Source organism: Luteibacter sp. 9133, from assembly GCF_000800155.1.
Taxonomy (GTDB): Bacteria; Pseudomonadota; Gammaproteobacteria; order Xanthomonadales; family Rhodanobacteraceae; genus Luteibacter; species Luteibacter mycovicinus.
Genome location: NZ_JUHO01000001.1, coordinates 2,970,677 through 2,984,349, shown reverse-complemented (window position 1 = coordinate 2,984,349; position 13,673 = coordinate 2,970,677). Strand labels below are relative to the sequence as shown.

15 protein-coding genes are annotated in these 13,673 nt (G+C 67.7%); all 15 read right to left on the bottom strand.

Features of this window, described 5'->3' with window-relative positions; genetic code table 11:
* Positions 1 to 35: 35 nt before the first annotated feature.
* Genes fabG through FA87_RS12960 form a run of 15 tightly spaced genes read right to left on the bottom strand, consistent with a single transcriptional unit; the run spans position 36 to position 13,673 of the window.
* Positions 36 to 764 carry a 3-oxoacyl-ACP reductase FabG gene (gene fabG / locus FA87_RS13030; RefSeq protein ID WP_043695071.1) on the bottom strand — a complete coding sequence of 243 codons (729 nt, stop codon included), beginning with the start codon at positions 762 to 764 and terminating at the stop codon, positions 36 to 38.
* Entirely contained in the window at positions 761 to 1,237 is a 477-nt protein-coding gene (locus tag FA87_RS13025) for a hotdog family protein (protein WP_043695068.1), read from the bottom strand. The genes fabG and FA87_RS13025 overlap by 4 nt, the downstream gene beginning before the upstream one ends.
* Positions 1,234 to 2,412: a beta-ketoacyl-ACP synthase gene (locus FA87_RS13020; protein ID WP_043695065.1), complete on the bottom strand. Its 1,179-nt coding sequence runs from the start codon at positions 2,410 to 2,412 to the stop codon at positions 1,234 to 1,236. The genes FA87_RS13025 and FA87_RS13020 overlap by 4 nt, the downstream gene beginning before the upstream one ends.
* A complete protein-coding gene (locus tag FA87_RS13015; RefSeq protein ID WP_036111575.1) occupies positions 2,409 to 3,131 on the bottom strand; it encodes a class I SAM-dependent methyltransferase in 723 nt (240 codons plus the stop codon). The genes FA87_RS13020 and FA87_RS13015 overlap by 4 nt, the downstream gene beginning before the upstream one ends.
* Positions 3,132 to 3,149: 18 nt before the next feature.
* Complete coding sequence (locus FA87_RS13010) at positions 3,150 to 3,590, bottom strand: acyl-CoA thioesterase (protein WP_036111577.1); 441 nt, start codon at positions 3,588 to 3,590, stop codon at positions 3,150 to 3,152.
* Positions 3,580 to 4,533, bottom strand: a complete 954-nt coding sequence (locus FA87_RS13005; protein ID WP_043695063.1) for a glycosyl transferase — start codon at positions 4,531 to 4,533, stop codon at positions 3,580 to 3,582. The genes FA87_RS13010 and FA87_RS13005 overlap by 11 nt, the downstream gene beginning before the upstream one ends.
* A complete protein-coding gene (locus FA87_RS21200; RefSeq protein ID WP_239709092.1) occupies positions 4,526 to 5,698 on the bottom strand; it encodes a hypothetical protein in 1,173 nt (390 codons plus the stop codon). Before FA87_RS21200 ends, FA87_RS13005 begins: the two co-directional genes overlap by 8 nt.
* Positions 5,686 to 5,955, bottom strand: coding sequence for a phosphopantetheine-binding protein (locus FA87_RS12995; RefSeq protein ID WP_043695060.1), 270 nt, complete (start codon positions 5,953 to 5,955; stop codon positions 5,686 to 5,688). Before FA87_RS12995 ends, FA87_RS21200 begins: the two co-directional genes overlap by 13 nt.
* Positions 5,952 to 6,719, bottom strand: a complete 768-nt coding sequence (locus FA87_RS12990; protein ID WP_342633157.1) for a lysophospholipid acyltransferase family protein — start codon at positions 6,717 to 6,719, stop codon at positions 5,952 to 5,954. The genes FA87_RS12995 and FA87_RS12990 overlap by 4 nt, the downstream gene beginning before the upstream one ends.
* Positions 6,716 to 7,450, bottom strand: a complete 735-nt coding sequence (locus tag FA87_RS12985) for a beta-ketoacyl synthase chain length factor (protein WP_043695057.1) — start codon at positions 7,448 to 7,450, stop codon at positions 6,716 to 6,718. Before FA87_RS12985 ends, FA87_RS12990 begins: the two co-directional genes overlap by 4 nt.
* Positions 7,447 to 8,673, bottom strand: a complete 1,227-nt coding sequence (locus tag FA87_RS12980; protein ID WP_043695055.1) for a beta-ketoacyl-[acyl-carrier-protein] synthase family protein — start codon at positions 8,671 to 8,673, stop codon at positions 7,447 to 7,449. The genes FA87_RS12985 and FA87_RS12980 overlap by 4 nt, the downstream gene beginning before the upstream one ends.
* A complete protein-coding gene (locus FA87_RS12975) occupies positions 8,673 to 9,935 on the bottom strand; it encodes a beta-ketoacyl-ACP synthase (RefSeq protein WP_052191351.1) in 1,263 nt (420 codons plus the stop codon). Before FA87_RS12975 ends, FA87_RS12980 begins: the two co-directional genes overlap by 1 nt.
* The gene (locus FA87_RS12970) at positions 9,932 to 12,283 is read right to left on the bottom strand and encodes an MMPL family transporter (RefSeq protein ID WP_043695053.1); all 2,352 of its coding nucleotides are present in this window, start codon (positions 12,281 to 12,283) and stop codon (positions 9,932 to 9,934) included. The genes FA87_RS12975 and FA87_RS12970 overlap by 4 nt, the downstream gene beginning before the upstream one ends.
* Entirely contained in the window at positions 12,280 to 12,888 is a 609-nt protein-coding gene (locus FA87_RS12965) for an outer membrane lipoprotein carrier protein LolA (RefSeq protein ID WP_043695050.1), read from the bottom strand. The genes FA87_RS12970 and FA87_RS12965 overlap by 4 nt, the downstream gene beginning before the upstream one ends.
* Positions 12,888 to 13,673, bottom strand: a complete 786-nt coding sequence (locus FA87_RS12960; protein WP_043695048.1) for a glycosyltransferase family 2 protein — start codon at positions 13,671 to 13,673, stop codon at positions 12,888 to 12,890. Before FA87_RS12960 ends, FA87_RS12965 begins: the two co-directional genes overlap by 1 nt.

The following is a 13,673-nucleotide window of genomic DNA, read 5'->3' as shown; positions in this document are numbered from 1 at the left end:
CCGGTCCTCCTGGCGATATTTTGTCGCGGAGCTCCTCAGCAAAGCCCGCCATTCACCGCCAGCACCTGTCGCGTGATGTAACCCGCTTCCGGACTGACCAGAAAGCGTACCGCCGCCGCCACTTCTTCCGGCGTACCCGTACGCTCCATGGGAATCACCTTGAGAATCTGCTCCACCGGCACCTCGGGGTCGAGCATGTCCGTGTCGATCAGGCCCGGCGCCACACAGTTCACCGTGATCTTGCGCTTGGCCAGCTCGACGGCCAGTGCCTTCGCCGCGCCGATGACACCGGCCTTGGACGCGCTGTAGTTCACCTGTCCCCGGTTGCCGATGATGCCCGAGACCGACGTGATGCAGACGATACGGCCCGGCTTGCGCCGACGGATCATCGGCATCACCAGCGGGTGCAACACGTTGTAGAAGCCATCGAGGTTGGTCCGCAGCACCTGGTCCCAGTCGTCGGAGGTCAGTCCGGGGAACGCGCCGTCACGGGTGAGGCCGGCGTTGCAGACCACGCCGTAATACGCACCGTTTCCGGCGACGTCCGCCTCGAGAGCGGCGGCGGATGCCGCGCGGTCCGAGATGTCGAACTGCACGACGCGGGCGTTGCGGCCCCTGGCGACGATCTCCGCGACGACGGCGTCGGCTTCCTCGCGGCGTGAGCGGCAATGCACCACGAGGTCGTAACCGGCGTCCGCGAGATTCAACGCGATCGCGCGGCCGATGCCACGGCTGGAGCCTGTGACGAAGATGGTGTCGGTCATGGTGGAGCACCTCTGGAGTCGAGACGATTATGGCGAGGATCGAGAAAGGGTGTCGGGTCCGGCGGGCTGAACACGGTCAGGCGTGCCTCGGCATGCAGACCTTCCGCGTCGATACGGCAGGCGAACGCACCCATGCCTTCCTCATCATGAAAGTGGCGTACGGCTTCGATGCGCAGCAGTGCCCCGGTCGCGAACGTATCGACATCCGCGCGGTAGGCCCGTGTGCCCAGGAGAAAGCCGGGCCTGACCTGACCGCCCGCCGTCAGCACCTGGCAGCCGTTCCACGCGGCGATGGTCTGGGCCATCAACTCGACGCCCGCCCACGCGGGGAGACCGGTCGCTTCGACAAAGGCATCCCCGCGTCGGACGAGACGTTCGCAGACGACACGATCGGCATCCCATTCCACGACACGGTCGAGCAGGATCATGCGACCGGCATGCGGCAGCAGGGTTTCGACAGGCCAGATCGTCATGTCGCGTCCGCCAGGATCAGGCTCGCGTTGTTACCGCCGAACGCGAAGGAGTTGCTCATCAGGTGACGTGTGCCCGTGGGTGACCGGTCACCGACCGTTGTGAAATGCAACGGGGGCAGGGCGGGATCCGTCCCGCCATCCCATACGTGCGGTGGCAGCCGGCGTCCCGCATCGGTGAGCGCCAGCCAGCAGAAGGCGGCTTCCAGGGCGCCGGCCGCGCCGAGCGTGTGGCCGGTCAGGGCTTTGGTCGAGGAACACGGAACCGGCCGCGCGAAGGTATGCGCGACGGCGTGGCTCTCCATCGCGTCGTTATGTTCTGTCGCCGTGCCGTGCAGGTTGACGTAATCGATGGCGCTCGCCTCGATGCCGGCCGACGCGAGCGCGCGACGCATCGCTTCGGCCGCGCCACGGCCGTCAGGTGCCGGTGAGGACATGTGGTATGCATCCGAGCTCGCGCCACCGCCGACGAATTCGACCTCGGCGGCGTCCCGGGTCATGAGAAACAGCGCGGCGGCCTCACCGATGTTGATACCGCGCCGTGAAAGCGAGAAGGGCACGCAACGCTGTCCGTCGGTGGCTTCGAGCGCATGGAAGCCGTGCGTCGCCAGACGGCACAGCGTGTCGGCACCGCCGCAGATCACGGCGTCGCACAGGCCGAGGCGCAACAGACGTCGCGCGCTGAGCAGCGCGCGGGCGCCTGACGTACATGCCGTCGAAATGCCGTAGGCGGGACCGGCGATGCCGAGCCATTCGGCGAGAAAGGCCGCGGGTGCGCCCAGTTCCTGATCGGAATAACGGTAAGCGTGCGGCCATGTGCCGGTCTGCGCGCGGGTGGCGATATGGCCGGTCGCCTCCTCGATCCCCGTGGTACTGGTGCCGATCACGACGCCCACGCGGTCGGCACCGTAGCGGGCGATCGCGTCACGCAGTTCGGTTTCGATTTCATGTGCGGCGAGCAGCAGAAGGCGATTGTTGCGCGTGTCACGCGCTCCCATGCCCTGCGGCATCGACGGCAGAGGATCGACGACCTCGCCGAGGGGAAGCGTCCGGCCGGGCGCCCAGCCATCGATATCGCGCAGCCCGCGCGTGTCTCCGGCAAACAGCGCCTCCGCGACGGCGGCCTTGCCCGCGCCCAGCGAGCAGGTCACGCCCAGTGCGTTGAGATAGGTCTTCATACGGCGTCGAGCGGCTTCCACGCGGCCACGTTGACCAGCGTTTCCTCGCGCTTGCCCGGCGGTGGCGGATTCCTGATACCCCAGCGCTCCAGCAGGCCGAAGTCCTTCGACCGGCTCCACCACAGATACGGCAGAGAGACGTTGCGCGGCTCGAAGCGGAAGCCGCGCCCGCGGATCATCGCAAGGTATTCGTCGGCGGTTTTCTGCACGTGCATCGGGTGGCGGAAGAACCAGCGAATCACCCACGTATCGATGTACGCCTTGGTCGACTCCGCGAACAGCAGCAGGCCGCCGGGCTTCAGTACGCGCCAGAATTCATCGAGGGCGCGTTCCTGCTCCACCAGGTGATGAAACGTCTGATGACAGAACAGCACGTCCACGCTGGCGTCGGGCAGATCGATGCGCGCGCAGTCGGCGACCATCAGCGTGACGTCGATGTCTTCGCGTCGGGCCTCCGCCCTCGACAGCTCGATGCTGTGCGGGTCGGCGTCGAGGCCCAGCATGCGCGCCGGGCGGAACGCGTCGCGCAGATATCGGAACGAGCGCCCCTGGCCGCAGCCGACGTCGAGCAATGTGCCGCCTTGCGGCAGCGGCTCACCGATCAGGCGCTTGTGGTCGTTGATGGCGACACGCAGCACGTGGTGCTGCCAGGTATGGGTGCGCAGGAAGACGAAACCGATCCGGGTTTCTTCGACGTACGTGGCGCTGGCGTATTTCATGACAGGCATTCCATTCGATCAGGGTGACGACGTGCGGGCCAGCCGGCGTTCGACGTCGTCGGTGAAGACGCGGGGCGAGACGAGCTGCATTTCGCCATCGGGGACGCTGACCGCGACCTGGATGGTGCTGGCGCGTGTGAGCCGTGCGCCGGTGATGGCGTCGCTGAGCGTGTAGTGGATCTTGAGCCGGTTCTGCCACTCGATCAGGTCGGCGCGCACGGTGAGCTTCTGGCCGAAGCGTGCGGCCTGCGCGTAGCGCAGCTGGAGGTCGATGATGGGCCAGGCGAAGCCTGTTTCCTTCATGCGCACGTAATTGTGGCCGACGTCGTCGAGCAGGGCGCAGCGCGCCACCTCGAGGTACTTCACGTAGTGGCCGTGCCAGACCACTTCCATCGAATCGACGTCGAAGAAGGGCACGATGACCTCGATCTCGGTCGCGAGCACACCGTTAGCGCGCATGGGGAGCTCCGTTCGTACCTTGCCAGTACGGGTGAAAATTGAACCATTGAAGCGGCGCATCGAGGCAACGGGCGGCCAGCCAGTCGGCATAGCGCGCGACCGCCTCCTGAATGAGGCCGGCGCGGCGGGTACGATCCCAAGCGGCGGCATCCTCGAAGCGACGCAGATGAATGCGATAACGCGAGCCGTGCTTGAGACAGCAGACCACGTTGACCGGGCAGCGCAGCATGGCGGCCATCAGCCACGGGCCCTGAGGAAAGCGGGCTGGCGCGCCGAGGAAATCGGCCTCGACCGTGCGGGCACCGTGTGGGGGCACGCGGTCGCCGGCGATGGCGATCCACTCACCGCGATCCAGCCGTTGCGACAGATCCATCATGGTGGCGGTGTCCAGGTCGCCCACATGCATCAGCCGCAGTCGCCGATCGCCGGACTCACCGAGCAGCCGGTTGAAGTGCGCCGCGTTGGGCAGGTACATCAGCACGTTGAGCGCCACGCCCTCTCCGATCTCGGCCATGGCGCGGCACACGTCGAGGTTGCCCAGATGGGTGCAGATGAGGATCTGGCCGCGCCCGCCGCCGATCAGCGCGTTGCGTACGCCGTCCGGATCGTCCATGTCCACGGATGACAGGCGGAGCTTGCCGCGCCAGACGTCGAAACGGTCGAGCATGCAGTCGCCGAAAGCACGGTACTGTGCGAAGGCCGCGCGTCGACGCGGGAAGAGATCCGTACGACCGCTCCAGGCGGCGAGGCGCCGCTGGTAGTCGGCCACGTTGCGTCGCGTGGTTCGCCCCGTCACGTAGAAATAAAGCACCACCAGCCAGATGACCGGCGTGGCGAGGCCACGACCCAGCAGGCGCACCGCGATCGCGGTGAGCTTGAGGCCGAGGAAACTGCCGCGCTCCTTCTGCGCGGTCCAGTGTCCGCTCGCAGCTGAATCAGACATGCGCGCCGTCCAGGCGCAGATACGCGGATGAGACGGGCTCCCCGTTCATGCGATACACGAACTGCAGGCGACCGCGCTCCTTATCGTGGCGGAGCAGCAGTTGTGGCCGGTCGCCCGGTCGAAGCAGCCGCTGGAACTTCAGTGCGTCCATGCCACGACACGTCGTCGGCGTACCCAGACGGACAGCGGCGAAAGACAATGCCCAGCCGACCTGCAGCACGCCCGGCACGACCGGCGCCTCGGGAAAGTGCTCGGCGAAGCAGGCCAGATCGAGCGGCAGCTCCAGATCGATGACTACGCCCTCATCGTCGCGATGCTCGCCGAGCACGACGGGCTCCGTCGGAAGCTCGGCCCGCAGTGCGTCGTCGATGTGCTGCGTGCCCGGCAAGTCGGCGACGAAACGCCAGACCAGCGGCGTCGACAGGGCGTCGTCGCCGGCGGCCTGTTGGCCCAGTTCGTTGAGCAGGCCGGTGCGTCCGTGGCGAAGCAGGGCGGTGCGGCCCGCGGCACTCAGCGCGACAACCATGCCCGGGCCCTTCTTGCCGGCGTAGCCACCCGCCGCACCGGCAACCCAGGGATGGGAACGCAGCCGTGAGGCGGCGGCGTCCATGGGCGCCTTGTTGATCCGCCGACGCAGACGCTGGCGCAGGATCCACTCGCCGAGGAAAAGCACGCCCATGACCGAGTAAGCCAGGATGCCGTTGTAGAAGGTCCACCACGACAGCGGCCCCCATCCCGCCAGCAGCGCGGAGGCGGTGCCATTGAGAAAGAAAAAACCCACCCACACCCAGGTGACCTTGCGTGTATACGCGACAGCCACCGGAGGCAGGTCGGGCTCGGTGACGCGCGCGATCCGCTCGATCATCGGCGGCCCGAACTTCAGGCTGAGGCCGAACGCGCCGAAGAGCAGCGCGCAGATCAGGCTCGGGTACCAGCGGAGCAGGCGCTCTTCGCCTCCGAAGGCGAGGACGGTGCAATAGATCAGCGTGATGCCGAGCATCCATCCGCCGCCGGGCTGACGCAGGAGCGCAGGCGCGCGGATCAGCCACAAGCCGCCCAGGATCAGGCCGAATACCGGTGTGGACACGTGGTCCATGCCGAAATAGACGATGAACGGAAAGAGGATGCCGACGATGACCAGCACCATGTCGCTCAGTTTACGCATGACTCGCCGTTCGCTTTGACGTAGAGGGCCAGACGGTGGACCGTTTCGAAATGTCGGCGTGCATCGCGCGATTCCGAGGCGATCTTCAGTCCATATCGGGTCTGCAGGGCGAGTGCGAGTTCGAGCGCATCGACGGAATCCAGGCCGAGCCCTTGCCCGAACAGGGGCTGGTCCGCTGCGATGTCGTCCACCGTCAGGTGATCGAGTGCGAGTGTCTCGATGATGAGGCGGGCGATATCCCGCTCCAGGTCGTTCATGGCTTCCGTTCCCTGGCGTAGAGGCTGTGGAGGTGTTCGTTGAGACGGCGCGAGGCTATCGGCGCCGGGGTGCCTTCGCTGAAGGCTCGCACATCGAGGTCGTCACCGACGCGTATACGCACGTGCACGCGCCGGTCCGGCACGTGATACCAGCGATCCGCCTTGGTCAGCGTGGTCGGCTCGACGGTGATGTAGACGGGCGTGACGATCCGCGCGCCACGTACGGCGATGGCCGCCGCGCCGCGATGGAAGACCGGATCCTGCCCGGGCGTGGTACGCGTGCCCTCGGGAAAGACGATGAGCGTCTGGCCCTCACGTAACACGCCCGCCGCCCTTTCCAGCATCTCGGCGCTGCCGTCGTTGCTGATGTACTGGGCAACCGTCACCGGTCCGCGCATGTACGGGTTCTTCCACAAGCTGTGTTTCACGATGCAGTTGGCATCGGGCACGTGACCGAGCAGATACACGACGTCGATCAGCGATGGATGGTTGGCGACGATCATCTGGCCGGGCTTCCCCAGCCGCTCGCAGCCCTCGAAGTGCAAATCGACGACGCCCATGCGGCACATGAACCGCGAGTGGAGCCAGAAGGCGCGGCCGACGGCACGCCGCGCACGACGGCGTCGCACCGATGCTTCGCCGGGCCAGCGCAGAACCACGGGCAGGACGATCCCGCGGAGCAGGAGGCCGCCGATGCCGAACAACGCGAAGCTGAGCGCGGTGCCGATGAAGCGCCAGGCCCAGGCGTCGCGGCGTCGTTTCACGCTATGGGCTGCCAGGTCCATCGTCGTGTCTTCCACGGGTGGTCGAGGGAAGCGCCATGGTGCAGCGCACGGATAAAGCGCAGGGCATGCTGGCCGTCCACTGGCGCGGTCGCGTCGGTGTTGCCGCGCAGGGACAGCTGCCAGCGCGCGCCGTCCCCGGGCATACCCGCCCGGGACACGCGCAACGCGACGGCGTATGAGAACGGCACGTCGTCGATCCAGCCGTCGTAAGCGACCGGCGGCCGCTCCTCCGCGACGACGACGATGACCGTCGGGGCACCGTCATCGAGCAGCGCCGCGGCTTCCACCATGGCGTGCTCGAAGGTATCGCCCTCACCCGCGATGGCGACGGATTCGTCGCGCTGGCCGCGCAGGATCGACCACTGCCCGGCGATCGCGTTGTGGACGGAAAGTCCGAAGCGGGTCGGTGACAGGGGGGCGTCGCGGCCGATCTCCTCGAGCATGGCGAAGGTATGCGTGGTTTCGCCGTGCCGCGAGGCGTAGACGAAGGGCAGCTGCTCGTCCTCGGCGCATAACGGCCACGCGGTGTGCATGACGATGCGCGCAAGGCGGCTGAGTCGCCGGCGCTGCATCGGCGGCACGAAATCGCAGGCGGGCTGCTGGCCCGTATCGGCGGGCACATGCGGGGCCGAGGCCCAGTGCGCCCACGCATCGGCATCCTCGATGCCGGGCGCCCACGCGCGCCAGTCGTCGATGCGCAGGGCGATCATGCGCCAGCCCCGTCGAACCGGCGCACGACCAGCGCCGCACAGCTGCCGCCGAAGCCGAACGTGTTCGACAGGAAGCTGCCGATGCGCGCGGGGCGCTCTCCTTCGATCAGGGGCGCGTCGGCGAAGGCCTCGTCGAGTTCGCGCACGGGAGCGCCGCCCAGCAACACGCCGGCTTCCATCATCGCGATGCCCGCGATCGTGTCGAGCGCACCCGCCGCGGCCGGCGCGTGCCCGATCAGCCCCTTGATCGAGGACATCCACGGCACGGCGAACCCGCGGTCGCCGAACACGCGGCACAGCGCGTGCCATTCGGCGAGGTCGCCCTGGATCGTGGCACAGGCATGGGTGTTGATGTAGTCGGGGATCGTTCCCGCCAGGTCGATGGCCTGGTGCATGGCCTCGGCCATGCCACCGGCCTCCGGGCTGATCATCCCGTCAGGATCGGAGGCGGCACCGTAGCCCGCCATTTCGGCGAGGATCGTGGCGCCACGCGCCTGCGCATGCTCCAGCGATTCGAGCACGAGTACACCCGCGCCACCACCCAGCAGGATGCCGTCGCGGTCGGCCTCGTAAGGGGCGGACACGCGCTCGCCCGGAGCACTCGTCGTCGACAGCGCATTCATGACGTCGAAGCACATCGCGGCTTTGTCGTGCAGTTCTTCCGCGCCACCGCAGATGACGACGTCCTGCCGGCCCAGCTGAATCAACTCCATCGCCTGGCCGATCGCATGCGTGGCGCTGGTGCACGCCGAGCTGACGGTAAAGGCACGACCGCCGAACCCGAACGCGTGCGTGAGGGTTGCCGCGACCGCGCTGCCCATGCTGCGCGGAACGATGAAGGGCGACAGACGCGAGATGCCGCGCGCGTGGAACATGTCGAGACCGGCTTCGTATTCGCTCAGCGCGGCGGAGCCGCCCATGACGATACCGACATCGCGTTCGCGCAGCCGGTCCTCGTCGAGGCCGGCTTCGGCAAGGGCTTCGCGCGCCGCATGCCACGCGTACTCGGCCGCTTGCGGCAGATAACGACGCAGCTTGCGGTGCGGTGGTTCCAGCGCGGCGATATCCGCCGGCGCGGCCACCCGACAGCGCATGCCCAGCGTCGCGAAGTCGGGCATCTCGCGGAAACCCGCGCGCTGCGCGCGCAACCCGTCGAACAGCGCGCGACGGTCCGGTCCCAGACAGGACACCGCGCCCATGCCGGTGACGACGACGCGTCTCATCAATCGACCGCCCTGAAGATCAGCGAGGTGTTGATGCCGCCGAAGGCAAAGTTGTTGTTCATCACGTAACCCGTGCGGATCTCGCGACCCTGGCCCGTGACGAAATCGAGCGCCGCGCAGTCGGGGTCCGGGGTGTCGAGATTGATGGTCGGCGCGAACCAGCCGCGACGCATCATCTCGATCGCCCACCAGGATTCGAGCGCGCCGCACGCGCCGAGCGTGTGGCCGACATAGCTCTTCATCGAGCTGATCGGCACGCCGCCGCCCAGCACGTCGGCGGTGGCATGGGTTTCGGCCACGTCGCCGCGATCGGTGGCGGTGCCGTGCGCGCTGACGTAGCCGATCGCGTCGGGCGTGAGGCCCGCATCGGCCAGTGCCATGCGCATGGCGGCGGCCATCGTTTCGCGCGTGGGCTGCGTGATGTGCTGGCCGTCGGAATTGGTGCCGAAGCCGACCACCTCGGCGTAGATCGTCGCGCCGCGAGCCATCGCGTGTTCGTATTCTTCGAGGATCAGCGTCGTCGCACCTTCACCGACCACCAGGCCGTCGCGCTTGGCATCGAACGGGCGAGGCGTGAGTTCGGGTGAATCGTTGCGCGTGCTCGTCGCGAACAGGGTGTCGAACACCGCCGCCCCGGGGCCGGAGAGTTCCTCGGCACCGCCACAGAGCATCAGCGTCTGCTTGCCCTGCTGGATCGCCTCGTAACCGTAGCCGATGGCCTGGCTGCCGGAGGTGCATGCGCTGGAGGTGGTGATGATGCGACCGCGCAGGCCGAAGAACACGCCCACGTTGACCGCGGTGGTGTGCGCCATCATCTGGATGTAGCTGGTCGCGGTGACGCCCTGCATCGAACCGGTCTCGAGCATGCGCCCGATGGTCTTGGCCGGCGCGATGCTGCCGCCCGACGAGCCATACGCCACACCCATGCGGCCGTCGGTGATGGAGGGATCGTTGATCAGTCCCGCGTCGATCAGTGCGCGCTCGCTGGCGGCGACGGCCAGCTGGGCCACGCGGCCCATCGAGCGCACGTGCTTGCGCGACCAGTGCACGGGCATCGCGAAGTCATCGACCGGGCAACCCAGACGACCGTTGAGCGCGTCGAAATAATCCCATTCGCCCATGCGGCGAACGGCATTGTGGAAACCGCGAAGCCGCGCCTCGATGGCATGCCAGTCGTGGCCCAGCGGCGTGATGCCACCGAAACCGGTGACGACGACGCGTTTGAGGGTGCGCGCTACCGGTGCGTGTGCGGCGGTGTTCATGCGGATGACTTCTTCGGTGCGGGGACGCTCACCGGCGCGATCAACGCCGTGAAGCCGATCCCGAGGAGCAGGGTGAGGCCGAAATGTTGCAGCGCCGGCATCGTGCTGAGCGCGAGCAGACCGAACGAGAGCAGGGCGGTCACGGCGGACAGCAGGACACCGGCATAGGCGGCGCCGGGGATGTGCGCGGCATGCGGTTCGCCTTCGCGCAGGAACACCGCGTAGTTGGCACCGACGCCGAGGACGAGCATCAGCGCCATGATGTGGAACAGCGTCAGCGGCTGGCCCAGGTAGCCCAGTGCCGCGACGCTGAAGACGATGCCGGCCAGCGGCGGCAGCAAGACGCGGCCGACCGCGCGTGGCCCGTAGCGCCACAGGAAAGCGAGACCGACGAGGGCGAGCGCGCCCCCGAGCCACACGTCCGCATAACCACGGTAGCGACCGAACAGGGCGGAAATGCTGGCCGGCTTGTCGACCAGCGACACGCCGGGCAGGCCCTCGGACGCCTGGCGCAGCAGCGTGACGTCGTCCTGGCCTTGCGGCACGACGATACTGCCGGTGCCGTGTGAGCCGCTCAGCCACAGGTAGCGGAAGGGTGTGTACGCCGGCATCGCAAGCCAGTCATCGAGCGTGAAGGCGCGTCCGGGGTACGCGGTGACGAACGATGCCATGCCCTGGGGCCTGAACCCGGCAGCGGCGAGCCACGCGTTCATACGGTCGGCCGGTGTGAACAGCGGGGCGAGCGCCGCGATGTTCTCGGCCTGCCGCTTGGCCGACGGCAGCATGGCGGTGATGCCCGTGAAGCCGGTGAGCTTGCCGTCCGCGATCCATGTCCGCAGTCGATCGGTCAGCGCTTCTTCGCGCTGGAGTACTTCCTCGGCGCTCGCACCCTCGACCAGCCAGAACTGCGTCCCGCCGCCGAAGCCGGCGACGTCACGGATCGAGGCCGTCTGTGCTTCGAGTGTCTTCGGCGGGGAGATCAGCAGATGGATATCGTCGTCGTGGCCGAGGCGCAGCCAGCCGGGTATCGCCGCGACAGCGAGCACCGCGAGCACGACCAGGGCGCGCCGGCCGGACGCGGCGCGCTGCCAGCCCAGTGCCAGCCGGACCAGCGCGGGCGACAGCGGCGCACGCGCGGGTTTCTGCGCCAGCGCGGGAAGCAGCCAGAAGACGCTGGCGCATGCCACCGCCATACCGGCCATGGCGAACACGGCCATCTGTTGCAGGGCAGGGAAGGGCACGATGCCGAGCAAGGCATAGCCCAGCAGCGACGTGGCCAGCGCGAGCAACAACGCAGGGCGCACCTGGCGCACGCCACGCTCCGCGTTCCACGCGGCGCCGGTGTTGGCCCGCGCACACAGGTACTGGATCGAATAATCGACGGCCTCACCCAGCAAAGCGGCGCCGAAGACCAGCGTCAGCAGGTGCAGCTGACCGAACACCAGCACGGTGGCGACGATCGCACCGACCACGCCCAGCGCGGTGGAAAGAAAGGCGATCAGCAGCGGACGCAGCGAGCGGAACACGAGCAGCAACAGCACCGCGATGCCCACCGACGAGGCGATGCCGACCACGTGCGTGTCGCGCTCGGCCCCCGCACGGGCGGCGGCGGCGTAGAAGATCGCACCCGTGCGCTGCAGCGTGGTGCCGGGGTGCTTCGCGAGCATGGCGGACTCCGCCGTCGCCAGCGTGGCCAGGGCCTTCCGCTGCACCACGTCGTCGTACGAGGAGCCCTTCAGCGTGGCAATCACCAGCACATAGGTGGTGTCACCCTGGTGTGCCGTGAGCATGTCGTCCTCGGGGACGAGGGTGGAGCGGTTCCACGGCTGGCGATCGAGCCAGTGCTGCATCCAGCCGAACGGATCGTCGGTCAGTTTCGCGCCGACGTTCGCGCCGAACGGCTCGTTGAGCCGGCGCCTGAGCGCGGCGACCGCATCGAAGCCCGGGCTGGTAAGGGCGGCCCGGTCTTCGGGGGTGAGCAGGTGGAAGCGGAACGGGAGGAACGGCGTGACCAGCTGATCGAGATCGAACGGCGGCAGTTCGGCGATCACCGAGGCGAATACCGGATCCTTGCCCAGCGCCTCACCGAGTTCGCGCGCCGCGGTCTTGGCCGCGTCGTCGTCATCGTTCGACACCAGCAGGATCATGCGGTCGCCGCTGGCGCGGGCCAGTCGCTCGACGGCGTCCTCCGCCAGCGGGTGGCGTTCCGTCGCGGGCAGGATCGTCATGATGTCGGTCTGCAGCGGCGAGGTGCCGCGACCGAAGAGGAGCCACGCGCAGAACAGGCAGATGCCCAGCGCTACGAGCGTGAAGAGCCCGGCCCGCAGCGTTGTCGGGGACGGCCTCATGGAACGCCGAGGACCTTCGCTTCGACCGGGGTCAGCGAGTCGGCGTCCCGCGTATTCGTGAACGTGATCAGGGTGCGCTCGCCGCTCGCGAGGTTCACTTCGATGGACTCGAGGAACGCGTCGCCCTTCAGTGTGATGCCGGCCAGGACGCGTGCCACGCGTGCCTGCCGCGGCACGAAGGTCAGGGTCCAGCGGTCGATGCTGCCGTCGGCCGTGATGGTGAACTGGCGAGCGGCTTCCTCGGACTTACCGGCGAGCAGCGACTGCAGCATGCCCGAGACCTGGCTCACGCCACGGTTGCCGTCACGGACCCGCTCCAGCTTGCCCTGCGCGTTCAGGCGGCGCGTATCGCCGGACGTGAGTACCAGGGTGTCCTCGAACGGATCGCGCGTGTGCCAGACCATGCCGTGTCCGATGACGAACAGCAGGTCGCCCTTGCTGACCTGCGGCTCCGCAAGGGCGGGGTTTTCGCGGCTCTGGCTGAATTCGGCGCGCACCTGGGGGTGTTTGGCCAGACTGCCGAGGATCTCGTTGGCGAGCGATGGCGCCTGGGCATGGACGGAGGTGACGAAGAGCAGGGCGATCAGGGTAAGCAGACGGTGCATCAGGGGAATCCGTGGCGGAACTTGCGAATGAGGAGGCGCGGTGCACGTGGCAGCATGCCGAGAAGGAGTCGCGTGTGCATCGCCGTGATACGCGCGTTGTCGCGCCACATGCGGAAATGCGAGAGTCCGTTCTCGGGGTAGATTACCCGCGTTGGCAGGTTGCGTACCGGCACGCCCCGCCAGTACAGGCGCACCGCGATCTCGGTATCGAAGTCCATCCGCGTCGGCAGCGGCTTGCGGGCGATTTCGGCACGCGTCTCGGCAAGCGGATACAGGCGGTAGCCGCACATCGAGTCCTGAATGTCGAAGGACAGCGTTTCCGCCCAGACACAGACGTGTGTGAGGTATCGACCGTAAAGGCGCGCGCGGGGCACCGAATCGTCGTAGATCGGCTTGCCGCAGATCATGGCTTCGGGTGCGGCTTCCGCCGCCGCGAGAAAACGAGGCACATCGGCCGTGTCGTGCTGACCGTCGGCGTCGATCTGCAGCACATGGCTGTAGCCCGCGTCGTACGCGGCAACGAAACCCGCCGTCAATGCGGCGCCTTTGCCGCCGTTCTCCGGCAGGCGGATGAGGCGAAGGTCGTCGCGACCGCCGACAAGCGCGTCGAGGATGATCCGCGTCTCTTCGTTCGAACCATCGTCCACGATCAGCACGGGCACGCCATGGGCCGCGAGCGCATTGGCCGTCGCGGCGATGGTGTGGCCGTGGTTGTAGATCGGTACGACCGCGCAGGGCGCGAAGGATCGCGCCGCGTCGTCGCGCGGTCCGGGCCTGCCCCCCAT

Bases quoted from the DNA above. Each gene is read 5' to 3' on its own strand.
- FA87_RS13010 (WP_036111577.1), bottom strand. From the start codon at position 3,590: ATGCGCGCTAACGGTGTGCTCGCGACCGAGATCGAGGTCATCGTGCCC.
- FA87_RS12995 (WP_043695060.1), bottom strand. From the start codon at position 5,955: ATGAACGACCTGGAGCGGGATATCGCCCGCCTCATCATCGAGACACTC.
- FA87_RS13005 (WP_043695063.1), bottom strand. From the start codon at position 4,533: ATGTCTGATTCAGCTGCGAGCGGACACTGGACCGCGCAGAAGGAGCGC.
- FA87_RS12975 (WP_052191351.1), bottom strand. From the start codon at position 9,935: ATGAACACCGCCGCACACGCACCGGTAGCGCGCACCCTCAAACGCGTC.
- FA87_RS13015 (WP_036111575.1), bottom strand. From the start codon at position 3,131: ATGAAATACGCCAGCGCCACGTACGTCGAAGAAACCCGGATCGGTTTC.
- FA87_RS12985 (WP_043695057.1), bottom strand. From the start codon at position 7,450: ATGATCGCCCTGCGCATCGACGACTGGCGCGCGTGGGCGCCCGGCATC.
- FA87_RS12970 (WP_043695053.1), bottom strand. From the start codon at position 12,283: ATGAGGCCGTCCCCGACAACGCTGCGGGCCGGGCTCTTCACGCTCGTA.
- FA87_RS13025 (WP_043695068.1), bottom strand. From the start codon at position 1,237: ATGACGATCTGGCCTGTCGAAACCCTGCTGCCGCATGCCGGTCGCATG.
- fabG (WP_043695071.1), bottom strand. From the start codon at position 764: ATGACCGACACCATCTTCGTCACAGGCTCCAGCCGTGGCATCGGCCGC.
- FA87_RS12980 (WP_043695055.1), bottom strand. From the start codon at position 8,673: ATGAGACGCGTCGTCGTCACCGGCATGGGCGCGGTGTCCTGTCTGGGA.
- FA87_RS13020 (WP_043695065.1), bottom strand. From the start codon at position 2,412: ATGAAGACCTATCTCAACGCACTGGGCGTGACCTGCTCGCTGGGCGCG.
- FA87_RS12960 (WP_043695048.1), bottom strand. From the start codon at position 13,673: ATGGGGGGCAGGCCCGGACCGCGCGACGACGCGGCGCGATCCTTCGCG.
- FA87_RS21200 (WP_239709092.1), bottom strand. From the start codon at position 5,698: ATGCGTAAACTGAGCGACATGGTGCTGGTCATCGTCGGCATCCTCTTT.
- FA87_RS12965 (WP_043695050.1), bottom strand. From the start codon at position 12,888: ATGCACCGTCTGCTTACCCTGATCGCCCTGCTCTTCGTCACCTCCGTC.